At 59.8% G+C, this 26,341-nt stretch carries 22 protein-coding genes; 18 read left to right on the top strand and 4 right to left on the bottom strand.

Annotated elements, in window-relative coordinates:
* Positions 1-226 precede the first annotated feature (226 nt).
* On the bottom strand, positions 227-3,193 hold the full coding sequence (locus tag L0U80_RS31130; RefSeq protein WP_233875173.1) for a hypothetical protein: 2,967 nt from the start codon (positions 3,191-3,193) through the stop codon (positions 227-229).
* A gap of 52 nt (positions 3,194-3,245) precedes the next feature.
* Positions 3,246-4,511 (bottom strand): hypothetical protein, encoded by a 1,266-nt coding sequence (locus L0U80_RS31135; RefSeq protein ID WP_233875174.1) that lies wholly within the window; start codon positions 4,509-4,511, stop codon positions 3,246-3,248.
* A gap of 80 nt (positions 4,512-4,591) precedes the next feature.
* Here L0U80_RS31135 and L0U80_RS31140 point away from each other — a divergent pair, with 80 nt between their 5' ends.
* The 5 genes from L0U80_RS31140 (at position 4,592) to L0U80_RS31160 (ending at position 10,334) form a co-directional block, all read left to right on the top strand.
* The gene (locus L0U80_RS31140; RefSeq protein WP_233875177.1) at positions 4,592-5,824 is read left to right on the top strand and encodes a hypothetical protein; all 1,233 of its coding nucleotides are present in this window, start codon (positions 4,592-4,594) and stop codon (positions 5,822-5,824) included.
* A gap of 10 nt (positions 5,825-5,834) precedes the next feature.
* Positions 5,835-6,725, top strand: coding sequence for a hypothetical protein (locus L0U80_RS31145; RefSeq protein ID WP_233875180.1), 891 nt, complete (start codon positions 5,835-5,837; stop codon positions 6,723-6,725).
* On the top strand, positions 6,718-7,386 hold the full coding sequence (locus L0U80_RS31150; RefSeq protein ID WP_233875182.1) for a hypothetical protein: 669 nt from the start codon (positions 6,718-6,720) through the stop codon (positions 7,384-7,386). The genes L0U80_RS31145 and L0U80_RS31150 overlap by 8 nt, the downstream gene beginning before the upstream one ends.
* A 129-nt stretch (positions 7,387-7,515) precedes the next feature.
* A complete protein-coding gene (locus tag L0U80_RS31155) occupies positions 7,516-8,832 on the top strand; it encodes a hypothetical protein (RefSeq protein WP_233875187.1) in 1,317 nt (438 codons plus the stop codon).
* A gap of 110 nt (positions 8,833-8,942) precedes the next feature.
* Complete coding sequence (locus L0U80_RS31160; protein ID WP_233875190.1) at positions 8,943-10,334, top strand: hypothetical protein; 1,392 nt, start codon at positions 8,943-8,945, stop codon at positions 10,332-10,334.
* A gap of 76 nt (positions 10,335-10,410) precedes the next feature.
* On the opposite strand, the gene L0U80_RS31165 is transcribed toward L0U80_RS31160, so the two are convergent.
* Complete coding sequence (locus L0U80_RS31165; RefSeq protein WP_233875193.1) at positions 10,411-10,548, bottom strand: HHHH-motif protein; 138 nt, start codon at positions 10,546-10,548, stop codon at positions 10,411-10,413.
* Between the two features lie 274 nt (positions 10,549-10,822).
* Here L0U80_RS31165 and L0U80_RS31170 point away from each other — a divergent pair, with 274 nt between their 5' ends.
* Positions 10,823-12,697, top strand: coding sequence for a hypothetical protein (locus L0U80_RS31170; protein ID WP_233875199.1), 1,875 nt, complete (start codon positions 10,823-10,825; stop codon positions 12,695-12,697).
* Positions 12,698-12,763: 66 nt separating this feature from the next.
* Here L0U80_RS31170 and L0U80_RS31175 read toward each other — a convergent pair whose 3' ends face one another.
* Positions 12,764-13,219 carry a glycine zipper family protein gene (locus tag L0U80_RS31175; protein ID WP_233875201.1) on the bottom strand — a complete coding sequence of 152 codons (456 nt, stop codon included), beginning with the start codon at positions 13,217-13,219 and terminating at the stop codon, positions 12,764-12,766.
* 182 nt (positions 13,220-13,401) lie between these two features.
* Between L0U80_RS31175 and L0U80_RS31180 the strand changes: the two genes are divergently transcribed.
* The 12 genes from L0U80_RS31180 (at position 13,402) to L0U80_RS31235 (ending at position 26,334) form a co-directional block, all read left to right on the top strand.
* Positions 13,402-14,958, top strand: a complete 1,557-nt coding sequence (locus L0U80_RS31180; RefSeq protein WP_233875205.1) for a hypothetical protein — start codon at positions 13,402-13,404, stop codon at positions 14,956-14,958.
* A gap of 17 nt (positions 14,959-14,975) precedes the next feature.
* Entirely contained in the window at positions 14,976-16,328 is a 1,353-nt protein-coding gene (locus L0U80_RS31185; protein ID WP_233875208.1) for a hypothetical protein, read from the top strand.
* A gap of 85 nt (positions 16,329-16,413) precedes the next feature.
* Positions 16,414-17,073 carry a hypothetical protein gene (locus L0U80_RS31190; protein WP_233875212.1) on the top strand — a complete coding sequence of 220 codons (660 nt, stop codon included), beginning with the start codon at positions 16,414-16,416 and terminating at the stop codon, positions 17,071-17,073.
* A 45-nt stretch (positions 17,074-17,118) separates the two neighbouring features.
* The gene (locus tag L0U80_RS31195; RefSeq protein ID WP_233875215.1) at positions 17,119-18,531 is read left to right on the top strand and encodes a hypothetical protein; all 1,413 of its coding nucleotides are present in this window, start codon (positions 17,119-17,121) and stop codon (positions 18,529-18,531) included.
* Entirely contained in the window at positions 18,528-18,995 is a 468-nt protein-coding gene (locus L0U80_RS31200) for a DUF7941 domain-family protein (RefSeq protein WP_233875218.1), read from the top strand. The genes L0U80_RS31195 and L0U80_RS31200 overlap by 4 nt, the downstream gene beginning before the upstream one ends.
* A 99-nt stretch (positions 18,996-19,094) precedes the next feature.
* Positions 19,095-19,613, top strand: a complete 519-nt coding sequence (locus L0U80_RS31205; RefSeq protein ID WP_233875220.1) for a DUF7941 domain-family protein — start codon at positions 19,095-19,097, stop codon at positions 19,611-19,613.
* Between the two features lie 91 nt (positions 19,614-19,704).
* Positions 19,705-20,190: a hypothetical protein gene (locus L0U80_RS31210; RefSeq protein WP_233875221.1), complete on the top strand. Its 486-nt coding sequence runs from the start codon at positions 19,705-19,707 to the stop codon at positions 20,188-20,190.
* 379 nt (positions 20,191-20,569) lie between these two features.
* A complete protein-coding gene (locus L0U80_RS31215) occupies positions 20,570-20,743 on the top strand; it encodes a hypothetical protein (RefSeq protein ID WP_233875222.1) in 174 nt (57 codons plus the stop codon).
* A gap of 434 nt (positions 20,744-21,177) precedes the next feature.
* Positions 21,178-21,564 carry a hypothetical protein gene (locus L0U80_RS31220; RefSeq protein WP_233875224.1) on the top strand — a complete coding sequence of 129 codons (387 nt, stop codon included), beginning with the start codon at positions 21,178-21,180 and terminating at the stop codon, positions 21,562-21,564.
* Positions 21,565-21,658: 94 nt separating this feature from the next.
* Positions 21,659-22,273 carry a hypothetical protein gene (locus tag L0U80_RS31225; protein WP_233875227.1) on the top strand — a complete coding sequence of 205 codons (615 nt, stop codon included), beginning with the start codon at positions 21,659-21,661 and terminating at the stop codon, positions 22,271-22,273.
* Between the two features lie 187 nt (positions 22,274-22,460).
* Positions 22,461-22,706, top strand: a complete 246-nt coding sequence (locus L0U80_RS31230) for a DUF6440 family protein (protein WP_233875229.1) — start codon at positions 22,461-22,463, stop codon at positions 22,704-22,706.
* 157 nt (positions 22,707-22,863) lie between these two features.
* The gene (locus L0U80_RS31235) at positions 22,864-26,334 is read left to right on the top strand and encodes a hypothetical protein (RefSeq protein ID WP_233875231.1); all 3,471 of its coding nucleotides are present in this window, start codon (positions 22,864-22,866) and stop codon (positions 26,332-26,334) included.
* Positions 26,335-26,341 lie beyond the last annotated feature (7 nt).

A 26,341-nucleotide genomic window follows, 5' to 3' on the forward strand; every position in this document is an offset into this window, starting at 1 on the left:
GAAGACGCTCCCTCGACGTGGTGAGGATCTGGCCAGCCGGCGACATGGGACTCGTCTTGCCGATGCATGCACCTGAACACGCGAGCTCCTGTGGCTAGAACGCGGCGCGTCTTGCGGCGTTGACCCGCCGGGCCGGGATCAGGAGAGATTTGTCAATGATTGACATTGATGGGGTGCTGGAAGGTTCTGCCCAGGACAGGTGCCGACCCGTTCTACCGCGGATGTGTTACCGAGTCTGGGCACTGTACGAAATGAACGAGACGATCACGTTTTCCTTCACGCTCAATGTGCCGTCGGCATTGGCGACCAGCTGTTTGGCGATGCCAAGCTGCGTCGAGCGGTCCACGAGCGTGATCGTGTTCAGGTTGAGCGGTCCACCGAGCCCCGACGCCACGAAACTGATTACGTCGTTGCCATAAACCTCGTTGAGCGCCGTGGTGATGGCCGACATCGATACCACGTCACCCTTGAGCTGGGTGTCGATGGTCGAGATGGTGATGGTCTGCAGCTGCTGCTTGAGGCTGTCATTGGCAAACACCGTGGGCGACACAAGGCACGTGATCTGGAAGCTCTGGGCTGCGTCGATGTTGTAGAGGATGCCGTCCGGTCCCCAGACCTGCACACTGCCCATGTTCGCGACCGGGTAATAGTAGAGCGAGGTGTTCTCGAGCAGGTTGTCATTGAACGTCTCAAACTCACCGGTGAGCCACCCCACCACCGTGTCCAGAAGCTGTTCGACATATGCGGGCGCCACCGAATCCGTGGCGAAACGGTACACCGCGTCGATCATCATGATGTCGAGTTCCTGACTGACGCTCCTTGGATTGACGGGGACCGGATTGCCGTTGATCAGGATGACGTCCCCTACCCTGAACTGGTAGCTCGGGGTGCCGTCGGGGTTCAGGACTGGATCCCCCTTGTAGTGCAGGATCGTGAACTGTGGCTCGCCGTCGACGATCGTGATCGCGCTGCCAGTCGCAGGATCGATCTGGTAGACATCCTCCTGATAGTAATACGGGATGTTGGTCTGGTACGTCTGGTACTGAAGCGTCGAGACCACAGTGCGGCACTGCGCCCAGAGGGTGTCGAGATACTGCCCGAACTCGAGCACAAGCTGCTCGTTGGTAATACCAACCGTGCCCTCCGGTACGAGAAATGTGCCGACCACACTGTCCACGGTCGCCTTCTGCCACCCGGGTGGCATTGCCGAGTTCGTCGAGTAGATGACATCGAACGTCGTTGTCAGCGCCGCCGCGGTGAGGCGCGGCGTCGTGGTGTACATGAGGAACTTCGTGAGCGACAGGTCGCCGGCAGCATCGACGTTGAAGGTCGTCGAAAGATCAAACGTAAAAAGCCGTTCACCAGCGCTTGTCTTCCCGGTCAGCACACCCTGCAGATACGCCCGCGAGGTCTCACCGGGCGGGACGAACGAAAGCTGGCAAAACACTTCGCTGTCGTCGACTGCCTGATACGCAGCGCTCGAAGTCGTGGCGAGCACGAGCTGATAGCCTGATGTGGTGCAACTGAGCGTATATGTATTGGTGCTGACCTGCAGCCCCGTACTGTCGTTCTCGCCTACCCACAGTTTCGTGACGACTGCAGGACTGTCAAGACGGTACGGGCGCCACGCGGCCTCGTTGCCGGTGAGATCGAGTACGTAGTAGAACGGGCTGTAGAGATACTTGCCACCTGTGATGGCGAGGGCCTTGCTGCCAGGCGACATGGCGCCCAGCTGGTTGACGATACTGTCGCTGACCATCGAGATGACGCCATTGCTGTTCTGGTAGAGCGCCGCGGGCGTGACGGTGATACTTGTGCCGTTGTCGATCACCGCGCTGTTCTGGACCGCATCGGCAACCGAGAGCGTGACGGTTTCGATCGTGCTGGTGGCCGCGGTGATCAGCTCGTCATCGGCAGGCTGAGACATCGGAGCGGTTGCGAGGAAAACGCGGTCCGTGATGTTGTCGATGTTCTTGACCACGCCGAACCCCTGTGCCCCAAGCACATCGTCGATCTGGGCCTGCGTGATCGGGATCGACTGCGGACCGACCGAGTTATCGATGACCTGTTGCCGCAATGTCCGGAAATCGACCGCGTTCGTGCCTCCGAGCACCACCTGATCCGAGTAGACGATGAGCGCCGAGAAGGTCGACATGGGCGCCGTGAAGATCGTGTTTTCGTTCGTGTCGATTGCGAGGAACGTCGCACTGAACGCGGTCGGCGCATAGTTCGACAGGTTCATGTTCAGCGGACCCTTGGTCTCATACAGGTCCACGCGGATGTTCTGGTTCAGCAGGCCCGAACTCGTGTAGATCTGCGGGATCGCGATCGTGGCCTGGTTGGTACCCGCCTGGGTGTTGGTCGAGAGCGTGACCACCGCCGTGGGAGTCAGGGGATCGTAGATCTGTGTTGAATAGGTAACCTGAATTTCGATCCACTGGTTCGTCACCGGATCCTGCGCGTAGACCCGGCAATAATAAAACTGGTCGCTGACCGGAATGGTGAGCTGGAATGCCTTCGACGGCGTGCAGGGTCCCGTGCGCGAGATGATGTCAAACTGCTGGAGCTCGAACTCCATGTAGATCCAGAGCTTGTCCTTTGCCTGCCGGTACTGCCATGTCACGAGGTTCGAGGACAGCGCCTGCAGCGGCGACACGATGGTCGTGTCGTAGGTAATGGAGAGGCCGCCGTGAGCCATCTGCTCGATCACGACCGGGTACTGCAGGCTGAACTGCACGGTGCCCACGACAAAGTACGTATTGCGTGGGATCACCAGCTTCTTCAGGCCCGTTGCCGGATCGAGGACCAGCTTCGCGAGCAGCTCGGTCTCGTCCACGATCATCGACCAGGTGGTCAGCGCGGGTGTCGCGAACCGGTTGACGTAGTCGACGTCCGACATGTGGGTGTACAGGTCGCTCATGAGTTGCGCGGCAACCGGGTACTGCCGGCGATTGAGCGCTTCGACCTTTTGCAGGAAGGCCGCAACGTTCACGGCCCCGGCTTCGATCGCGTGCACATACGGGTTGCTCGGGTCAACAATGCTCACGAGGCCGCTCGTGACTTCGGCCAGATAGTTGAAATTCACCTGGGCGATCAGTGCCGGGTTGTACTGGTACAGCAGGATGTTCTGGATGAGGTCGTTGATGGTGGGGCTGCCTGACGGCACCGACTGGATCGACAGACTGTTCGACATCGCTTTCTCGCTGGACTGTTGCGCGCTTCCTCAGCCGCGCTGGTTCCAACATTCACGCACTGGTCCCAGCGCCGAAATCGAGCTGGCCGAGCGTGTTCGTGCCGGTGACGGTGGCTGGCGCCGGATTGTTGCTGGCGTCACCCGTCTGGTTCTGACCGGTGGGAAAGAGCGGCGTGGCGAGCTGGTTCTGCAGCTTCGTGAGCCAGCTGATCAACTGCTGGTAGAGCTGGTTGTCCACCCACCATTCCAGCTCCCAGGTGTCCGGATTGATCCACGGGTATCCCTGATGGTTAAAGAGCTGGAGTGCGGCCATCGGGACCTTCGTGCAGGAGACCGTGCGCAAGCCATCCGCCATGGCGGGATTGAAGAGCGCGACCGTTGCGTCGAAAGCATAGAGCAGGATCGGATCCTGATAGATCGCGCCGACGCAATGCATCGGAATGCTGATCTGTTCGTGCGACTGGTTAATCGGGCTCTGGCTGTCGTAGTTGAAGGCCGCCCCGTTCGCGGGCGAGTACGGGAATGCCGCTCCGCAGGCGGCGATCTTCTGCACCCTGGTCTTCGTGACATCGAGCACAAGCCGGTAGATACGCGTCTGGTAGTCGATCTCGTTGTCGACGATCATCTCCGGGTACGGCATGAGCGTGCCCCGGAAGACGTGCGACATATACATCGACCAGTAGAAAAACAGCGCCGTGACAGGATCGCCCTGCATGTTTCGAAAGGTCAGCGTGACGTCGTATGCCGAGTAGACCTCCGTTATGCCATCGACGACGGAGAACACCTCCTTGTACACGCCTTCATGCGAGGTTGTGTAGGGCACGGTGATGTCCGGCCAGCCCGCGGCCGACACCAGCATGTTGGTGAGGATCGGAATGAACGCTGACAACGGGTCGACAAAGGGCGAGCTGATACCAGTCGCCGGGTCGCGGTTGCTGTCCGGATCCAGATAGCAACGAATAATCCTTTGAACACTGTAGGGGTTGGTGTTGGTGAGCGGATTGAAGATCCGTTCGGACCGCAGATTGCCCGGTGACAGGTTCAGGCGCGGGCGCGTGAAGAACGTCAGGCCGAAGGTGTCCTTGTTGATCGGTATGGCCTGGGGCGTGAGCCGGTGGTTGATCCCGTAATACGCGTTGCGCAGGGCGTTGATGCCTCGCGCGCCCTGCGGCAGGGTCAGCAGCAGCGTGTCGACTGCCTGCTCGGCGGTAATGCCAGCCTGACTGAAAACATCGTCGAGGCTGAGCTGCGCATAGGACGAGGACGCGTCGGCGCTGGTTGACAGCCCGGGCGCGCCCGTAGCGTTGATCTCGGACATGGGCGTTCCCGTGCTTGACCGAATGAGGAGGATGGGCGATGGCTGATCCCGTTAGCGCGGCCGCGGCGAGCCAGGTTGGCTTGAGCGCCATTAACGCGATAATCCAGAACATCAATCTGATGGCAAAACAGGGCGCCCGACACGACTCTCTCGTTTCGTTCACCCAGGCGGCACGTGTGGAGCCGTTGGTGCTGGTCGACACAGGCGTGCTGTTTGATGACGTGTTGCCCGATGTGATGCAGTCGTTGAGCAACATCTTCGCGGGATACTATCTGCAGGCCGTTTCCCTGAACTCGACCATTGGTAATGCGAAAGTGGCATCGGTGCTGGGCACGTTCAATCCGAAGCGCGAATTCGGCGCGCTTGACGTGGTCGCAGGTGCATCTGCTGCAGCTGCGCATGTGCATCACATGATGACGGCCAAAGAGGCCTACCGTGACAGGCTGCCAACCGGGTGGAGTGATGGCTGGAGCACGGGCATCGCGCTTGAGGCGCAGGTGAAAACAGGAGGCGGTGCGAAAGGTCAGCGCGGTGCCAGGCCGCTTGACGCAGATGATGAGCAGTTCAGCCGGATGAAACGCGAGAACGAGATGCAGAGGCTCGAGCGGGAACAGGTTGAGCGCCGACGTATCACGACATCATTCGGGGAAGATGCCCTCACAACACTGAAAGAGAACGTCAACCTGTCGGTCGGCAAGATCTTTGAAGTGACGATCAAGCACGAAGACCGCACGTTGACGGTGCCGGTCTCGATCCGTCTGGTCGTCAACACAATTCCGACGGATCAGCTCGTTCGTGTTCTGTCTCCAGGCGATGAGGAGACCTCGTCCCGGGAGCGCTATCACGGATGGCGCTCCGGGCGCCTCGCGTTCTGGAAGGACACGGTTCTCTGCCGCGATCTGGTGGATGCGCACCGCAAGAACCTGATGGCTGACGGCGACCGGCTCTACGCGAACATCGTGGCGAAAGAGCGAAAGAATGCCTTCGCTGCAATATTCAACGGCAATCCATCGGTCGCCTCAGCGTCGAACATGGTGGTCATGTCTTCCAGTACCGTGTCCACGCTCGAGCAGGAGCTGGCCGGCCGTTTCGCGGATTTCCACGTGCGCCAGAAGGTCTTCGAGCGTACCTCGCTGATGATCGTCGCCGTGATTGATCGCGAATGGGCGCGTGTGGAGTTCTACCATCGCGGCATTCCCGAGGTCAGCAATCTGGGTTTCAAGGATATCAAGGGCTACAGCAAAGGCTCGAGTGGCCCGGATGTCTCGGAGATCCTGCGCGCATACAGCATGGTTTCGGCGCCTCGCCTTTGAGGTGAACGTCATGAAATTGACCACCTATATCACCGCCCTCTTCCCGCGGCTGCGCAAGGATATTGTGCTGGACGATATCCGCAATACGCGGGTGGAACTCGTCACGTCCACGCTGCCGGCTTTTACGGTGGCGACCCAACTGCTCGGCAAATGGAAGTGGAAATCTGAAGAGATGCAGGGATTCGCGGCAAGCTTTGGCCAGCTGGTTGCCAAGGGCAGCATGTTCGAGACGATTGAGGCTGGCCTGAAGGGATCGGAGGCGACGCTGATGCTCGCCGAGATGTTCGTAACAAAGACGTATAACGAGGAGATCTCGGCTGAAGCTCTGACCTTCCGGAAGGCAAGCGTCCTGCAGTTTATCGAGGCGGTCGCGTTTGTTTCACGCTTCGCGCGCAAGCTCGCGAACATGGCGCTCGTAGTCGAAGCGATCCCGTATGCGGAAGATGGCGAAACTTTCATGCATGCGCTGCAACCGGGCGAGGTCAAGTGGATCAGCGAGAATTTCGTCTCATTCTGCACCATGTTCCATGCGGTGTCCGCGCCGGTGAAGTCGATCGAGGAAACTTTCGAAGCGATTCCGGATATCGTCATCCGGAACGCTGATTTCGGAGCGTTGAAGGAAGCGGTTGGTGAGAGCAAGCTCGATCCGTTCAGGTTTGGATTCGTGCCGGTCCAGATGAATCCGTTCTATCGCTTCGGGAAAATGCAGGCCGAATGGCAGGTCGAGCGGTTCAACGAAGCGAAGGATGAGCTCAAGCTCGTTCAACTGCGCAAACTCAGGCTCGAAAAACTGCTGGCGAAGAAGCCCGACGCCGCGCTTGAGCATGAGATCGAATACATGGAGAACCGCGTACAGGGCCTGAATGCAAGGATCGCCCGGATGGAGACGTCGTATGCCTGATATCCATCCCGGCTCCCATGGCAACCCGGCTGCCCCCGGTACTTTCCGCCTCTATCCCCGTGGGTTCCTTGGGAAGATCCTGCCGCCACGTCTTGTTGTTAAGCCCCGCCCTTTCGATGTGCGCATTCGTACGACCCCGATCGCCGGCATTGTGGTGCCCCAGCAGATCACAGCGGATGCCAATGCCGCCGTGGAAATGCTGTACGCGCAATACATCAAACGTGCTGCAGCAACCATGTCGTTTGAATTCCGGGAAAAGATCCTGATCGTGGCGCTGGATGCGTTCGGCACGGCGAGTTTCTCGGACTGGTATGCCACACAGGCGGAAAGCCCGTCATTTGGCGACACACACCAGCGCTTCCTGGATGACACCTTGCGCTTCATCCGGCATGGGCGGCGAAATCTCTCGCTGGAAGCATGGGCCAGTTTCCTCCTGCCTTCAGAAGGCGGAACACGTCCGGTCGGTGCCAGTGAGTTTGGCGACGCCGCAGAATCCAGTGAAGTGGCTGGCGAGTTCTTCAGCTACATGCAATCGGCACAGCCGGTCACGGCAGGCGCAACGACGGTCCTTCTGGCCGACGTCATCCAGCAGTGGACCTCGCGGCCTGGCGGCATCGAGGATCTGCTCGGGACCCTGCACCTGCTGTTCGGCAACCTCTGAATCCTTCCCATCCGATTCAAATTGTATGGCTGACGCTTTGGGTGCCGGGTGATCCGGGACCGGCTGCGTCTTGCGCGGATATTAATCCGGAATCCTTTATATTTGCCAAGCGCAATGAGGAGTTCTAGCATGCGTCGCATTACACATCGCGGTCTTGTGGCAGCAATGGAGGAAGAGGAGCTTCTGCAGGAAGAAGAACAGCCGGCGGAAGTCGAAGACCTCGCCAACTCGCAGGAAGAAGGGCTCACGGAGATCGTCGAGGACGAGGCGGAACTGGACCAGCATGATGCGTTGACCGATGAAGCCGTCGAGACCGTGGAGGCGCTCGAGGCGCTGCGCGAGCACCTGAAGGTGTCGCTTGAGTCCGGCGGAATCGACCAGGCAGGCGCCGGTGTGCTGGACATCAGCCTGAAGCATATGTATCGGCGCCTGGGCGTGAGGACCGTGCGCGTGACGCCGGCGCTTGAGTCGTTTGGCTCGATCGCGCGTCGCAGCGAGACGACAAAGATCGCCATGGAGGAAGTGGGCGAGCAGGTCAGAAAGATCTGGGAAACCATCGTCGCGTCGATCAGGAAGGCGATCGAGTGGATCAAGGGGTTCGTCAAGAAGCTCTTTGACAACGTTGAAGCGATGGTGAGCCGCGCGAAGTCGCTCAAGGAGTCAGCGGGCAAGATCGAGGGAGAGCCCAAGGAGCGCGAGATCAAGAATTCGGGTCTTGCCGGTGCACTTCATCTGGGTGGCAAGGTGCCCGCCGATCCATCGGGCTCGGGGCGTTTGCTGGAAGTCACGGAGAAGATGTTCGGCGCCTACGGCGGCATCGTGCAGAAGATCGCGACAGCCGGGCCCGACAAGGTTCTGGGCGAGGCGGCTGGTGGTGAAATTGCCAAAGAGTTCTCGCCGGAGCATTTCGGTCTTGAACCCGTGCACGATGCGGCCTCCCAGGGCATTCCTGCGCCGGAAGGTGCAGCGGTTGGTCGCTCGGCAGAATTGCCGGGCGGCAAGGCGATCGTGATGATCGTCACGGCGAGCCTGGATGGCTCGAACGCTGGCGTGCTGAACTTCAACAAGCAGGCCGCCGAGTTCAAGGGCGAGGCGGTACCTGTGCTTAACCGGGACGCAGCAAGCACCATCTGCGACAACGTGATCAAGCTCGGAGAAGCGATCCGCCAGAAGCAGTCACTCGCCAGGACGGCTGAGTCGGCCAAGGAGCTGTTGCTCAGGGCCTGCGAGCAGGCTGCGCGATCCGAGGACGGCAAGGCCGGGGCGGTCAAGACGGTGCGTGGGCTGCTCAAGCTGATCGATGCGCCATTCGTCGCCATGACGTCGTACGCCACGAAAGCCGGCAGGTCGCTCAACCAGCACGTCGAGCAGTCCATCCGTGCGTACGGTCCCGCAACCGGCGGCGCTCCTGCCGAACACAAGGAGGAAGCGAAGGAAGCGGCCTGATCGACGCGTTCCAGGGCGAACTTCACCGAGAGCCGATCCATCCGGCAGGTTGGCCAGATGCCTGGGTGGCCCCAGGTGAAGCGTCCCTGCCCTTTTCTGCAGGCCGTGCGATGCGCAAATTCATTGTCGCGCTGGAGTCGTACCAGGACTCTCATATTGCGATATCCCTGGAGGAAGAAGTCCTCCTCATCGATGAAAACGCGCGTGACGAGGCACAGATCCAGACGGACCTTGCCGATGTCAACCGTGGTCTGGATACCGCGGATGCGCTCGAAGACCTGGCCGTCGTCGCTGGCAACATCGAGGACGCCAGTGAGCAGGAAACGCAGTTGATTGATACCTGCGCGCAAATGGCCACGACGGGCACCGATATCCAGCCGGAGGAATTGATGCAGCCGGCGCAGCGGGCCGAAGACGGAACGGTGGCCACAGAGGGTTTCAGGGAAACGGCCAAAGGGATTATCGAGACGATCCTGAAGTATGTGGCGAAGATCTGGGAGTCGTTTGTCGGCTGGCTCAAACGCACCTTTACGTTGATCGGCAGCACCCGTGCGCGGCTGGACAAGCTCCGGAAATATCTGGCAACCGTCGAGAAAGCGAAGTCACCGCTCAAGGAAGGCGCTACGGTCAGCGTGTTCGACGAGGCAGGCTACCAACCCGTCAAGGATGGCCGGTCCTATGTCCAGCTGAACCGTGACTGGTCGCGCACGATGGAGTGGGTCTTCGGTGACTACGCCCGCTACGCGCTCACGATGGGGGGGAAGGCCGTGAAGGGCATTGAGACATTCGATGCCCAGCATCCCGAGGAGTCGGCGACCAAACTGCGGCACGACCTCGCGAGCGTGAAGCTTGCCAGCATGCCGGGTCCGCGGCGTGCGAAGCGGGTCGGCAATCTGGACGTGGAAATCTCGGACGACCTGCCGCACAACAAGGTACTGATGGTGTCGGACCTGCAGAACGACGGAGAAGCGACCACGCTCTCTGTCCTGGAGAAACTGCGTACGCATCAGGTGCAACTTGCCGATGCCCGTGCGGGAGAGGTCCGCAGCCGCAGTGAGCATGCGGCGCAGTGCAAGCCGCTTACGTTTGACGAAATGGATACGCTGGTGGATGAGTTCGAAGGGCAGCTGCGCGCGGTGGAGAAGTTCACGAGCTCGAACCGCGAAGGCGAGCTGCAACGCACGCGCAAGGCACTCGCGAGCGCCTCGCAGAAGGCACAGGCGTCACTGGGCAAACTCGACCAGGGGGACGATTCGGCCAACGGCGCGGCTCATGGCAAGGTGGTGGAAACGTATTTCCGTGCCATACTCGCGTTCAACGCCGCGTTCTGTAACTGGATCAACCAGCCGCTTTTGACCGTTTCCAGTCTCGCACTGACAAATGTGCGATCGGGCCTCGTACGCATCCAGGAATCGCTCAAGTGCTACGAGCTCCAGACGGGTGAAGCCAGCAAGGGCCATGGCGTTCCTGTCTCGCCGCATGCGGCGCTCCCGGCTCGTTGATGGTCCGGATGCCCGAGGTGGTGTGAGAGGAGGAAGGCCCGTGCGCCAGAGAACATCACGGGCCCGCGCTCGCGGGTTATCGCACCCAGTGGCACACGCGGTGATGATGATGGTCGTAATGACACACCTGATGCGAATGCGCTTCGGCCAGCGCCGGGGCGAGGACAACAAACGCAACCGCGGTAACCGCCAGAATCTTTGCAGCGAATTTCATTCCCTACTCCTGTGTTGAACATGCGGCCAGCGATTTGGCCGTTGCCGTATTAACGCCTGGATCTCCTGTCTGGTAGACGGCAAGTTCATTACGTGCCGAAAGCAATGTAACGACGAATTACGAGATTGTCAGGTGTGTCTGACATTTAAGTCTGCATTCCGTTGTCGTGCTCCAGTTCGCTGCCGCGTCAAGCAGCAATGCATTCAGTCATCCACAGGAATCCTCATTTTTTAGAGATAAGAAAACACGCCGATACAGTATGGAGGGAAAAGGTATGCGACGGTTTTTCCTGGGCCTTGAGGCCTTTGATGATGCGCCGACGGGTGCCGAGGAAGATGAAGGCAAACCCGCTGGTGCACAAACGCCACCCGAGCCAGATGATGAGGGCAAGCCCCCAGTTGAAAAGCCGGAGGGCGAAGGGGGCACGAAAGATGGCGCAGTCAGTGGCGCGGAACCGCCACCGCCGGCACCCGATGCCGGAGCGGATTCCGGTGTAGACAGCGCGGCTGCACCCGCTTCAACTCCCCCCGTCCCCGCAGACCCAGTCGCTGGCGCGGATCAGGCAACTCCGGTGCCGGGGGTGCCAGTCGAACCGGCAGCCGCTGTGGCGCCCGCCGGAAGTGACGCGGCAGCAGCCGCTGCCGAGGGAACGGAAGGTGCGACTGCTGACGTACCCAAACCCGATGTCGAGCCCGTGCCATCACTGCCCGATGCGCCAGTGACCGGCGAGGTCTCACCCGAGCCCGTGAAGCCGACACCGGTCGGCGCGACGAATGCATCCGATGCAGCATCAGACGTTTCGGGCCTGCCTGCGCAACCCGAAGCGGAACCCGCGGCAGATGCAGAGGCGCTTGAATCGCTGCGCGAACAGCTTGCGCTTGCCTGGGCAATGGAAGAAGCCGTCAATGAACTGGGCGAGGCCGGCGAGACTTCCGCTGAAATCGGTCAGGACCTCGACGAGTCGGAGCGGAATATCCAGATCGCCGATTCCCTCAGTGATGTCGCTTTCGTTGCCGACAAGATTGAGAAAGCGACGCCGGCGGAAGCGGCGCTCATGGAAACAGCGGGAGATCTTGCCGTGGCCGGCACCGATGTCGAGCCCGAGCAGGTCGTGCCGTCAATGGAATCGTATATCGGCACGACGATCGCCACCGAAGGGATCAAGGAAACGGTTACGAAGATCCTGCAGGGCATCATGCAGTTCATCGAGCGGGTCTGGGAGAAGATCCGGGCGTACTGGCGCGTCCACGGCTCCCTGCCGATGTGGCGCAAGCGCATCGAATCCCTGCGCAAACGGGTGCAGGCGGCCAGTGACGAGGTGATCAGGCAAGACGTTACGGCCCCCCTCTCGCTTGCGGGCCTCGTGGTGGACGAGCAGGTCGGATCAGAGGCTTCCGTGGGTATGATAGATACGAACATCTCGCGGATGGTCAAGACGGTACACGGTGTCTTCAGCAACTATGCCAACGGCGTAGTGGAGCGCGGGCACGATATCGTCAAGGCGTTGACGGAATTCGACCCGAACCAGCCCGAGAAGGCCGTGAATGACCTGAAGAACAAGCTTGCCGGCATGCATGCCGAGGGTATGGAAAATGGCAAGTCGCTCACGCTGCCCGGCAACTTCAAGCTCACGCTCGACGTCTACAAGGCGCAGCCCGACGAAGACGCGGAGGCAGCGCTCGAGCGGTTGCGTAACTCCGGCGTCAAGCTCGTGAAAGGCCAGATCCACCCTGTGCATCACATGGCCAAGGTTCAGATACGGTTGAACCGGATGAGCGCCGAGGAATTCAAGCGGCTGGCGATCAGCATGCTGGGAAATGGCGATGAACTGCTGAAGTCGCTCGAGTACTTCTACGAAAAGCCCTATCAGCAGATGGAGGCGTTGTCGAAGCAGATCAAAGGCGCGTCGGCGCAGGCGACGAATGCGATTGGCAAGGCAGGCGAAACCGCCATGGCCAAGGGCAAGACGGTGGGTTACTACCGCTCGCTGCTGAACTTCAACAAGGCGTTTGCGCAGTGGACGTATCAGCCTTTCGTGCCACTGTACTCGTATTCGCTGCGCACGCTGCGCGCCATGCTCGAACTGGTGGAAGCCTATCTGAAGCCGCTCGGCGTAAAGGCGGAGGAACCCAAACCACAGGCAGCCTGAAACACCGTGTTTCGAACAAAAAAGGGAGAGCGCTGCTCTCCCTTTTTGCTGTCTGGTCAGACGGGATCAGTACGCCGGTGCATACTGGACAGGGGCCATTCCCGCAACCTGGTTTCCCTTCGCGTACATACATTGCGCGTACGCGTTGTTGTACTGCACCTGAATGCCCATCTGGGCATTGGACGAATTTCCTGCGCCGAGCGCTGCCCCCGCGGTCGCGCCGACGGCGGCACCCGCACCCGCCGCGTGGCCGTGCCAGCTCGTCGCGGCGCCGAACGCTGCACCGAGTGCCGTCGTCAGCAATGCCGTTCCAACCGCGCTCGCATTCGCGCGGTCCGCCTGCCCTTCAACCTGCGACGCTGCGTACTGCTTGCACGTGTCCTGTTCCTGCTGAAACACCTCAAAGGGCACCGCTTGCCCGGGCAGCACCTGTACGGTCGGCCCCACCGGCGTGCTGGCGCACGAACAGAGAAACAGGGTCGCGCCCAGCACGAGCATCGGGCGCAGGAGGATATTTTTCATGTTCGTCGCGGATAAAAGACGTGCAGTTGACCGGCAAAATTATACGGGCGGGAGATATCTGAAATTTCGTTCCGGAGCCCGGCGTGCCGGTAATTGACAATCCTTGACGCTAGTCCTGAACAATTTCTTAGATTCACGATGGGGACAGGTCGATCTTATGCAACGACGCGAGTGGATCGACCATGCCCAAACTTCTCCTGGCTGTTCCCGAGACGTACGACAGTGTCACGCGCCCCATCATCTACGACGTTACGCGCCAGCTGTTCGCCTGGACTGGGCTGCCGCCCGACACGCCGATTCTCTATCCGTCCGCCCACGGCACAGTCCAGCAGCCGGGTTCGGAACGCCTGCAGGAGCCGCTGAAGGCTGAGCTTGCATTCAACGATCAGGTGAGCGTTGAAGTCGACGAGACCGTCGAGCAGGATCGTATCCTGAGCACTGCGGTGCTGTATCCGGACAACCTCTTCATTTTCCGTGATCCGCGGGTCGAGACGATCCTCAAGCCGGTTTATTCGTCGACCGAGGTCACGATCAATTTCAAGTTCCGCTCGGTCGATGAGGTCAAGGCGAAGCGCTGGCGTGAGCAGATGCGGGTGCGCGTCTCCCAGTTGCGTGACGTGCTGCTCATCGACATCCGCTACGCCTACCAGATTCCGCCTGCGGCCCTGCTGGTCCTGAGGGAAATCCATCGTCTCATGGAAAACATCGCCGGTTATGGCGACACCTTTGCGCACTGGTTCGGCGAGCATGTGACGCCGGCGGCCACTGTCGAATCCAACCTGAGCGGCGAGCAGATGCAGGTGGCCTTCACCGAGCACCAGATGCGCATCGTGGGCATGTGGGATTTTGAGGGGGCGCCCGAGCCCGGTTCGAAGGAAGACGAAGGCGATACCTGGACGATCGGTGTGGCCTTCAAGTTCAGATACGACAAGCCGGTGTCGGTCGTCATGGACTATCCGCAGATGATCCACAACCAGGTCATCCGGCTTCGCGACGACACCCTGCCCTTCAATCCGGATCAGGTCAGCAAGCACTATTCGCTCTCGGCGTACTTCTTCGAGCATTTCAACAAGGCACGTGCGCTCGAAGGGATGCTCAAGGGCCCGGAGATTGTCGGCAACGAGGGCCTGCGCTTTCCTCGCTGGGATGAATTCCTCCCGAAGTCGACGGCACCCTGGTACATCCGCATCTTCAGCGGCATGATTTCGCTCGATCTCGCCGAGGGGCGCAATCCCAGGCGCCTGATGAGGCTCGACAGGCTGCCCGAAGGCTACACGATGAGTGAGCGGATGAAGGCCTTTGTCGAGGGCGAAGCGCCATATATGACGCGGCTTTTCTACTCGGTTTTCTCCTGCAACCTCTATCTCTCGAACGACATCCAGCCCGATGGTTCGATTGAGGTTGATCCGGATCTCAATGTCCTGACAACGTTCGATCCCAACCCCCGGGCGCGCTTTCACGTATGGCTGGGCCTTTGCTACAACTGGCGCTTCCTGAGCCCGGCGGCGCTCGCGCGGCTCATGGCGAATTTCGACATCCTGCAGCTTATCGTGAATGGCTTGTGGCCCGACCTGCCATCGTGCTGCCTGCCGTACGCGATTGGCAGCAGCAACCAGACGTCAAGCGCCTCGATGGCCTGCCTGATGAATGGCGGTGCGGATGGTGCCAATGGCATGCTTGATACCGGCATGAAGACCGTCGAGACGTTCTATGTTCAGTCGATCAGTGAGGATGCCTGATTGTTACGGGAGGCGAGATGCCGATAATCGATGACGAGCGCTTTCCACCGCATCCGCGACCCGACTCCATTCGCATCACCGATCCGAAGTACAAAGGAATCGCGGTCGACAACCGCTACATTCCGGCCACCGATCTGCTCACGCATGTGGAGGGTAGCAGCTGGACGGTCGAGTATTACAGCCAGGTCCTGGATCGTGATATCACGATCCTCGGCCAGTCACTGCACAAACCACCCCAGTATCTGCAGTACCGGCATATCGGGCAACTGGAGTTGAAGGTCAGCCAGCCGCTTGCCGCCACGCAGGAGCCCAATACCAAGAAGATGGGTTACAAGGGCGGCGCCAACCTCTATCCGGTGCTTATTCCAAACCAGGGCGATGTCTTTGTGGCCCAGGTCGACGACGGCCGCTTTGGCATCTTCAACGTCACGTCGACCGAGCGCAGGAGCTTCTACAAGGACAGCGTCTACGCAATCGAATACGAGATGCTCGACTACGCCACCCCGGATCGTCGTCGCGATCTCGAGGTCAAGACGATCCAGCGGCTCGTCTATGTCCGTGACTACCTCCAGTGCGGGCAGAATCCACTGGTTGAGGCAGCACTCTGGCAGAAGCTCGTGAAGCTGCACAGCCGTTTCGACTCGATGCTGAAGACATACATGAAGCAGTTCATGAGCGAGGAGTTCATGACGCTGCTGGTGCCGGGCCAGCCGTGGCCCACGTATGACGCGTGGCTCGTGCGTGCACTGACCGAGCTCTTCGAGACGACCGCATCGACGGAACTGCTGGCGATGCGGCAGCTGAACTGCGATGACGATCCATCGATGTCCTGCGTGCAGCTCTGGAATGTGCTCGTGAACAAGGACCCCGATCTGCTGAAATTCGTGAACCAGCGTGCGGGGCTTGCCTGGACGACGCGCTTTACGCGAAACGCGATGTTCAACGGCATCCGCTGGAGCGGGATCGAACTGGTGGTGTATCCAGTCGACGTCGAGATGACGGTTGATCAGGAACTCGTTGGCATCGAGCCGCTGACCGACAGCGAACTTGAGCCGACGACCTCGCGCGCAGGGCGCCTCGAGGACCTGGTTACGACGCAGGCGCTCGCCGGTCTGCCTTACGAGGGCGCGCCGCTCATCCACCCTGTGCTGTGCGACGACCGCTACGTGTTCTCGCGTCGCTTTTACGACAACACGGAAGGACAGTCCCGGCTCGAGCTGCTTGTGGGGGACTATCTCCATGACAACACGCTCAATCCTGACCTGCTTGATGTGTTCTGCGAGACCTGGCACGCGTGGGGAGCACTGGAGCGCTTCTACTACACGCCCATCGTACTCATGTTGATGCGCTGTGCTATTCGACGTGCATAGCGGCGCGTGTAGTGGCGTGTATAGCCGCGTGTGCAACTGCGTTTGCCATGACTCCACGGCCTCATGCGTCACCAGGGAGAAGGAGATGAAACAGCATGTCCCCCGCGTGATGCCGGTCTCGCGGCCGCCCACGGCGAGCTGGGTGCCGCCGGCCCAGCGCGATACCGCGTGGTGGATCTTCTACCGGCTTTTTCGATGCAGGCTCAAGCGGATCCTGACCATTCCGCTCGAAGAGATGCAGGAGGTGGGTACCCCCACCTCGTTTGATCCCGATGTCGACCGGCAGATGCAGAACGAGCGCGTGGAGCGCATGCTCTCGATCGTCCAGATGGCGCACCTTTGGGGAGAAGGCGTTTCGATCGGGCTCGTCGATCCGCGTGATGCGACGGAGATCTACGAGCGCCTGAGCAATCACCTTTACGCCTGGAAGGACAAGCTTGAGAACGAGGTCAATACCCGCAACGCGCCGCTTGAGGACCTCGTAAAGCTCGATGCCTTTGCGAACGTCGTGTACGCACTGGCCAGATACCAGTTTCCCCGCGATTACATGGATTCGCGCTTCGAGCGCAAGGCGCGCAGTCTCTTCGCCTTCACGGGCGAAAGCCTGCTCAAGCCACTCAAGCCGGCGCCCACACCCGTCAACCAGGTGACTGGTGAAGAAGACCCGGGCGAGCAGCGCCTGAGTCTTGCCGACGCGTTCGTGCGCGGGCGCCCCTCCCCGGCCTCGGCACTACGCTGGAAATAGACAGGCGAGGCGCTGCTGGATCAAGGCAGACGCGAGGGAGGCGCCATGGAGTTCGAACAGTCCGCCTTGATGGTCGATGTCGAGCAGATCATCAACGGTGGGTCCAACCCGGTACATTTCACGGTCGGTGCGACCATCCTGGTTACGACCACGAACACGATCGTCAACCCGATCAAGGTGACAGGTATCGACCTGAGGCGCGATTACCTGAATCGCTACTCGGACGAGCTGATCATCACCACCGAAATCCTTGCGGGACAGTACAGCAACCTCGTCTACCCGTACAAAAACGCGGTCGACATCACGCTCACGCGCACGCCGCTCATGGAGGTCGGCGACACGCCAGACGCTGGCAGCACGGTGCAGTCCGAGCGGTTCACGGCGACCCTCCTCGACGAAGGCTCGCCCCTGCTTGAGCAGAATACGCCCTTTGCGCCCACCCAGCCGAACCTGGATCTCACGGGCCCGGTAACGGTGCAGTTCCAGCTCGTGAACAAGGCGCTCGAGCAAATGCGAATGATGGATGTGGGCCAGGTTTTCCGTGGCTGCTCCGTTGACGACGCGATCAGGACTGTGCTGACCAATGCGTCACAGACGACGACTGTCGACGGTCAACGCACCGTCCAGGGCGTCACGATGATCCCGTCCGCCAACCCGACGCCGCGCGAACATATCGTGATTCCGCATGGCGTGAGACTGGTAGACGTGCCCCAGCATATCCAGAAGCACTGCGGCGGCGTCTACAACGCCGGCATGGGCTATTTCCTGCAGGGCAACCAGTGGTATGTCTATCCGGCACTGGATACGACGCGCTTTAACAGCGCTGCGGCGAACTCTCCTACCCTCACCGTGCTCAACGTACCGTCGAACAAGTTTCCCCAGGTCGAGCGCACGTATCGGCAGTCTGGCACGAACCTGATGGTGATGGCCACCGGCAGCGTGAAATTTCGTGACCCCAGCAATCACGCGCAACTGAACCTGGGCAACGGCGTGAGATTCTCGGACGCCTCGAAGTTCATGGATGGCTTTGTCTCGGTGTCGGACAACCGTGCGCTAGCTTCACGCGGCAGCGTCAACAACGAATTCATCGGCACGTCCCGCCCCAACGGCAACAACAACGTCCACGTCTCAGGCAATCCCGTCAACGCGAATTCGCTTGAAGAGTATTCGAATCTCGCGCGTGCGATGGGCGCGTCAATCACCATGGAGTGGGAGAACTCGAATCCAGACCTGATCGTACCGGGCATGCCGGCACAGGTGCTGTTCCTGCAGAACGAGCAGATCCAGACGCTGACGGGTGTGGTGATCGGCGCCCAGCACTATACGCAGATGCGCGGTCAAGGATTCAGCGCGTCGCGCTATGTCACCACAACGCACCTGAACATCTTTCTGCAACCCCAGGATCAGACCAGTCCGGCCTCTGCCACAGGTGCCGGCACGCCCCAGGATGCATCATGAGTACGCCTGCTGTCCTCGTGCTGGATTTTAGCCAGCCAGCCGAGGAAGTATTGCTGGCCCAGATCAACCATGACAACGCCACGCTGATTACACCCGATCAGGTTCGCATGGGTTACGTCGGTGCGCTTCCCCAAATCGATTCTGACGGCAGGAACACCACGGTCTATGTGAGCGCTGCGCAGGGGGCGAACCTCGAGGGCGCTGGATACTTCAATTATCACCGCATCGACATCAGCACGGTGCCCGGTACGCGTTCGACGCTCTTCACGCTTGTCGCCCAGAAGAAGCTGTCTGATCTGCTGCCAGACATCAACGCGCGCTTCTCGCTGAACCTCACACGGGCCGATATCGTCGATGCGCGACTGCCCTCTGTCGCGGCGGGTCAGACGCTCAATGCGAGCTTGACCATGAGCGCCCGCGCCCTGCTGTGGACCGGAACGCTTGCGCTGACGCTCACCCGATAAGCCATCCGCCGGACATCCGCAACATGCTATGAGCCGGTAGCCAGAGCCGGTCACCCAGGCGCTGGCGTCAAATCGTTTCGTTCCAGCTATGGAGGTCGTATGCAAATCAATACCGCGGAAAGTGCGGTGAGCAATCTGCTCGCACTGATTGTCGCGTCCAACGCCCGCTTTTCGTCGATGCACGAAGGGGCGTTGCAGGTGGAGTCCGTCACTGCACTCGCGACGCCAGACGCCGACGGCAACGATACGACCACCGTGGTGTCTGCGCAAGGATACAGCAACACGCAGGCCTTTTCGTACAGCCGCGTCGCGCTCACCGATATTGTTCCCGATTCGCCCCCGGTTGTCACGGTGACGGTTGGCGACGAAGAGGCCGATGTGCTCGCCGCGGTTGCCGCTGCCATGGGACTCATTGCCAGCGAGCTGATCCTGGTCGATCCAACGGAAACGCTCGCTGGGGCAAGCGAAGCGGTCGTTGACGCCAGTGCGACCTCGCTGCTCTACAACAGCAACCCTGTTACGGTGCCGCTGGACTGGGAGCCAGCTCACATCAATTCACTGGTCGACAACACCAGTATTGGCGGTTTCGAACCACCGCCCGACGGGGCGGATTCCTGATGGTTGAACCGCCCTGCACTGCCTGGCATGGGGGAGTCTTCCTCCATGCCTTTTATGCCGTCAGCACACGAACCACACGGAGATGGCGAAAATGAACATCGATCCGACGCTCAGCACAGTGGAAAATTTTCTTCAATACGCGACGAATCCCGCGCTGGGACAGCCAACCAGTCCGGACCAGGTTGCGGTGACTGCACCGCAACCATACGACCCGGCGACGCTGGGTTTCTTTCTCGGCGCGGGTCTGAACGTCGACGGTGAGGCCAGCAACACCCAGATCATCGTCTATCTGCGGCCGTCGCTCGAGGACGTGACGCAGGATGGGGTCAACCAGGTGCTGATCTACGAACGGCAGGTGCTTTCAGATGTGGTGAGTACCGGTGCAACTGTCGAGGTCGACTCACAGATGTCTGCGCCACAAATACTGCAAGCGATCGCGGGTGCCTTGGGTGTCGTAGCCGACGCGATCGGGTTTGTTACGCCACTGGACGGGCAGCCTGATGCGGTTCAGATTGACGCAGACCCATCACCGCTCTATCTCCCGGGTGCTGTAACAGTTCCGTTGAACTGGACGTAAGCACGAAACCGTACGTGATGACGATTCCAGATTTTTTCAGACCTATATTCCGCCCGTGAATCCAGACCAGTAATGGAATGATTCAATTCAATACTGTCAATACGAAAGGAGTGGAAGATGGAATTCTGGGCGAAGTTTGGAACGGCTGCAAAGATGTCCGCCTATCTGGTGGTTGCCGGTGTTGCATCTCTGGTCGTGGGTCAATCGATCAACGATCTCTTTAATCCGAAGTGAAAACACGAGTCAGGGAAACAAGATGAACTGGAACAAGCAAGGTGCACTCCTGAAAATTATTGCCGGCATCGCGATCAGTACCATCGCAACGACCCAGGCAAAGAAGTGTTTCGAAAATCTGTTCAACATCCGATAAGGTGAAAAAATGGCATTCTGCAAAGCGTTTGGTTACACGGCCGGAGCAGTACTCGGCACGTATGTTGGCTGGAAAATCGTGAGTGAAATCGAGTCCCATCTCAAGGCGAGAAGTCGGGAAAACAACGAGCAGCGGAAGCAGGAACAAAAGACCGGGCAGCCGCGGGAAGCAGCGGCAGCGTAAGAGCGTGCAGCACAAAAAAGGAAGGCGACATGAAGTCAGGAATTCTGGTGGGACTCCTGTTCGTCTACGTCATTGCCGAAGTGTACCGGCACGGTCGTTAGACGAACGGAAGGACTGGGAAGAATACCGCTGACATGCACTTTATGCGGTATCAGAAACAGCACAAAGGGGCGGTCCTGTCTGTGCGCTGCTGGCAAACCGGGAGCGAGCAGCGCGCCGCAGTCACCTGGACGATCCCCCGGTTCCCGGCTGAAAAGTCGGGAGCCCTTCGAAACCGCCTCACACGCTTGTGGAGGCGGTTTCTTTTTTTAGCGTCATGAACCAAAACAACTTGGATCCTATATTACTCAAACAGAGTACAAGTTGTTTGCCTCAATTTTCTCTCGTAGTGCTAAATCACGTTGACCACCTTCTTTTGCTAAAGGAGTATGAAAATGAAAGCTATCAAACTCGTAAAGGCGAATACCCTTTCCATTAGCGGTCTGAAGAATCATGTACGCAGCGCGTTTGAAGCGGGTAAGTTCATGACCGATGGACGTGCACTACCCAGCGTAGATTTCGGGCAACCAATCGCAGTGGAGGTCACGGCGATGGATACGCTGGGATTATTTCCGACCGTCGTTTGCGAGGATGACGAGGTTGTCGAACACGGGCGCCAGTTCACACGGCAGATGCATCTGAAGATGGTGCCGGACTGTGTGCATCAGGACGCAATCATGGAACTCGTTGCCGCGAACCGGTTGCTTGCAGGCGAGTTCGATCACGTGAAAAACATACGTGTTTGCCTGAAGAACTACAGCACCGCGAACGCCGTCATGTAAGAACCAGGCAGCAGTCAAACTGACCGGAGCCCCGGAAGCACTTTCACGTGCTTCCGGGGCTCTCTTTTTTCTGGAACCCAATTCGCACCGAAAGATGACCATCACACAAGACATTCTCTCGCTGTTCGCGAACGGCACGCGACTCGACCGCGCACAGATCCACGCGAAGCTTCCCCAGTACAGTCCGCGGCAAATTTCCAGCGCTGTGCTGAGCGTGAACGGTTGCGGGCGCCGCAGGAAGGCGCTACGCATTGTTGACTACAGGCTGTACGGTACAAGACGCGCGGCCGCGGTATTTGCTCTGGGCGCGGGACCCGACCTGCGTTACAGGGACTGGATTGCAGAAAAGCTCGATGCCAAAATTCTCACCCTCTTCAGTGACACCGAGGGGTTCACGGAAGATCAGATCAAACACCGCGTGCCGCCGGTCATGCGTAGGCATGTCAAGTCAGCCGTCGAGAGATTGCGCGGGAAAACCGGGGGAAAGCGAAAGATCCGCGTGATCGGCTACAGGGTGAGTCGTAGCGGCATCGGACCATCGGCTCCCATCTTCGCTCCCGGAATGCAGCGCGATGTGCATCGTCACGGCGGCACGGAACACGGCGATGCGCTGTTTCTGGGTGCCGATGCAACCCGCCGACTGCACCAGGCGAGAAACCGGTTCGAGCAGCGGCAGCTCGCCCGGGAACTCGATCACTATGGGCGGTAGTGCACCCGCGCGAGCGTAGTGTTTTTTCGGGTCCTCGCCCTGCCGGTTGCTTTCCCTATCCTTTGAACTGCGATTCCGGGTTCCCCTTCCATGTTTGCTTCGGCCCGCTGCGCACCACGTGTCAATGGTGCGGTTTTCGGCGTGTCCAGAACGGTAGCGCTTCCATTTCCTGTGCGGAGTAACTTTGATGAAAGCATCGAATGTCATCGGGGCACTTGCCCTTGGCGCTGTCTGCTTTGCGACAGGTTGGCTGCTTCCTTCGCCCCTGGCTGATGCAGTACGGTGCGTGTCCGACTTTCAGATCAAGATCAGGCCGGAGACGCTCGAGGTGTTTGTCGACAGGGAGACAGGTTGTGAATATGTCGGACTGGAAAAGGGTGCCCTGACGCCGCGCGTGAGTGCCGACGGCAGGCAGATCTGCAAGCTTCAGTGAGTTGCACGCAAGTCGTGGTGAGCCCGCAAATGGCCGATATGAAACGTAGCTGGGATCTGTAGTTCATCGATGAAAAATCGGGCTCACGGCGAGTCCGATTTTTTTTGCGCTTCCTGAATTTTATGGCCTTTGACCATTTGATGAGGGAAGCCATTTCATGTCCGACCCCGAAACTCCACCGTCGCCGGACTCGAGCGACGCAGATATCAACCAGGCCTCAGCGGCTCAATCGGCGACGTGGGCATCGAAATGCGCTGTCGCCTCTGAGGAAGCGGCTGCACTCGCGAGGCGCTACGCCGGAGAGGCCGGCAATGCGGTCAGCAGTGTGTTGGGCGTGTCGACCGACGCCGGCAATGTGCTGGTTGACGGCTCGGACAGCAAGGCACTACTCCGACTCGATCCGCGCCCGGACAACATGCTCGCCGGCGACGCCGAAGGTCTCTATGCCGTGGCCCTGCCAGGCAAATCCACCCTTAACGTGATCTGGGGGCAGTCGAATGCCGAGGGCGTACACGATGGCGGCCCCAATCCGGCGAGCGAGCTCGTCTTTGTCTGGAATCCCGATACGGGCACGTGGGGTAGTAGCGACTACACGCAGCCGCCCTTTTCGTTGCCCCCGCCTGCCGGGAATAACGGGAACAACAATGTGGGCCTGGCCTATGTCCATCGCGTGGCAGATGAGACACAGGCAAGCACGTTCCTTGTCTACGACGCTCAGGGCGGCAAACCCCTCTCGGACTGGGTGCCGCAGAGCGCCGTACGCTACGCCGCGCTCAAGGCAAAAATTGAGACCGCGCTTGCCTCGCCCGAACTGCAGGCCCTCGGCATCACGACGGTCAGCGCGGTGATCGGGCTGCAGGGCGAAGCAGACAGCTTTACGACCGATGCAAATCCCTTGCCGTCATGGGCACCCAGTACGCCTCATGTTGCCGGAGACGAGGTCAACAGCACGTCGCTCGGCGCCGTGTGCTGGATCTGTGTGGGCGCCGGAACGACAGGCGCAGTTGAGCCGGTCTGGGCGGGCAACGGCGCGGATGTGATTGTCGATGGCAGTTGCTACTGGGTCCAGGCCGGTGGCGTGAACGCAGACGGTTGCGCCGAGCGTGCGGAGTCGTTCACGACCTACCTTGCAGAATTCTCCACGCTCATCGACCAGTTCATGGCGGAATCATGGGTCGACGAAAACACCGCGTTCCTGATCGCCGGCATGAGTGGTCTGCATGACCGGTACGAGCCGACGTGGGCGCAGCAGTACTACTGCACGAACGACAATTCGCGTGTCGTCTTCGTCAGCGCGGCCGGCCTGCAAACTGAGTACGACGCGACCGGCTCGGGCGATTACACGCACTGGCTGGGCCCATCGCTCTGGGAGTTTGGTTACGAGCGCATGTGGGTGGCGGCGAACCAGCGAATTTCGCTTTCACGCTCGGGCATCAGCCTTTTCTATGGCCGCGGTGTCGGCGAAGCAACCGCGGCCGCTGCGCCAGGCACGCTCATTACACGCTTCTCGTCGTTGCTGTCAATCGACAGTTCAGTCCAGGGTGCGCAGCCGAATGGCGTTGCGTCGACGGGCTCAATCACATGGGGCCGCAATTGTGCGGCGGCCGGCAACAACAGCTACGCGTTTGGCTACGCATGCACGACGGCGAACCTGACGAACTATACGCTGGTAGCCGGGCGCGAGATCCATGCTCTCAGTGGCGCGGACTTTTCGGCAGGCTTTGGCTTCCAGAACGTGCTGAACACGACTTATGCGTTCGCGAGTGGCCGCGGACACATCGTGGCCGATTCAGGCCAGTCGGCCAGTGGTCTCTTCTCGCTCTACACGACGCCCCAGACGCCGGCAGTCATGGAACAGCATGGCGTTGGCACAACGAGTTCTGCGAGAAAGAATTCGCGCACCGTGCTGGCCGATGGCACGACGATCTTCTCTGGCAACCACAACTCGGACCCGATGCAGGCAAAAGAGATCACGTTCGAGTATCAGGATGACCACACGATCCGCTTCAAGCTGCGCACGGCCGATGGCAAGACCATCAATTTCGGGCCTGTGCTGATGCTGAAGACCATTCCGTTCGTGACCCCCCAGATGTACGGTGCGCTGGTAGATGGGGCCACTGACGACGCGGCTGACTTCCTTCTTGCGCTGAATTCCGGCTTCCCCGTGAAGCATGTCTGCGGGATCCTCGCGATCTCCTCCGTGATTTGCAACGTCGCCTGCGATATCGAGGTGTCACCCGGCGCCTCGATCAGACTGCTGAACAACAATTCGTCGACGCCTGGCATCACGCTCAATGGTCCGAATTCACGCATCGTCGCCTGGGGGCTGATTGATGGAAACCTTGCCGGTCGAACTGCCGTGGCATTGGGCACCCTGAGCGGTCCAACGGCGGACTATAGCGTCGCCTGGCTCTACAACGTCCAGAACGTGTCGGGCGAAACATGGTCGGGAACCCATCCGTCCGGCATCGAGATCAACGGCGGTACTGGCCAGAAGTTCTATATCAACGCGCGGAACTTTCCGAACAACCTGGCCGGCCAGACCGGTTCGCCGGCTCGTGCAGCGACTGTCGAGGGCTATGCGGACAAGGTGGTCGGCGCCGTTGACGCTGATAACGTGTGGGTTGGTGCGGTACTTGCCACGACGACATGCGAACTCACCCGTGTGAGGGTGACGAATAGCGGTCTCGAAGCGGTCTATAACCTCAACGGTGACAACACCGTCGGCGACATTTACTACGCCGGCCAGTACCAGGCGCTGGTGAACGAAGCCAATATCCATGTAGATCGCATTGTGCACACGGGAGGCAATCCGCCGACAGGCGCTGCGGTTGCCGCCAACGGTGGTGCAACCATCGCGGTGCAGAGTGCGGGCATCACGGAAGTGGGGCTTGTGCAGGTTGAGCGTAATCCCGCACTACCCGTGGCGGGACCTGGGACTCTGGTTCAGGTTCGCTCAGGCAGCGCGCAGAGCGGCCCGGTTCGCGTCGGTGCCGTGCAGGGCATTATCCGCCCGGTCAAGATCATCGCGCTGGGCTTCACGGGTCTGCTGCAGGAGCTCGACGTCCAGAACGTTGACGTTATCTGCGAGTACGACGCCGGCGTGATGACGGACATCACCGAGTTTGTCGACATCACGACCTGCCAGGAATTCCTGTTGCGCAACTGGAAGGTCAAGGTCGTTGATGTCAACAACGGCTTCGTCAACCTGAGCTCCTATTTCAAGGTCACGCTTCCTGGGACGAATCTGGTTCGCCCCAGCTTCATCGAGGATGTGCGCTTCTACCTGTACGAACAGGATGGCGTGACGCTGGCGCCAACAAGCCAGTTCCCGAACGTGCGGATCTATGGGGGCTCCAGTCCACTGATTTCATCAAAAGGAATGGCATGGGAGGCGGGCATCGCCTGCATGCGCGAGGCCAATGCGTTTGGCGTGCTGGGCGGTGAGGACGTCGCCAATACCATGCCTACCGCCGGTGGCCCCTGGCACCAGGGCAAGTATCTGCGTAACGCCTCACCCGTCGAGACGGGTACTGCCGGCAGCAAATATGTCGTACGCGGATGGACCTGTGTCGCAGCTGGAACACCGGGCACCTGGGTTCAGGACCGTGCATTGACGGGCAACTAGACGTAGC

The organism is Paraburkholderia adhaesiva (genome assembly GCF_021390575.1).
Lineage (GTDB): Bacteria > Pseudomonadota > Gammaproteobacteria > Burkholderiales > Burkholderiaceae > Paraburkholderia > Paraburkholderia adhaesiva.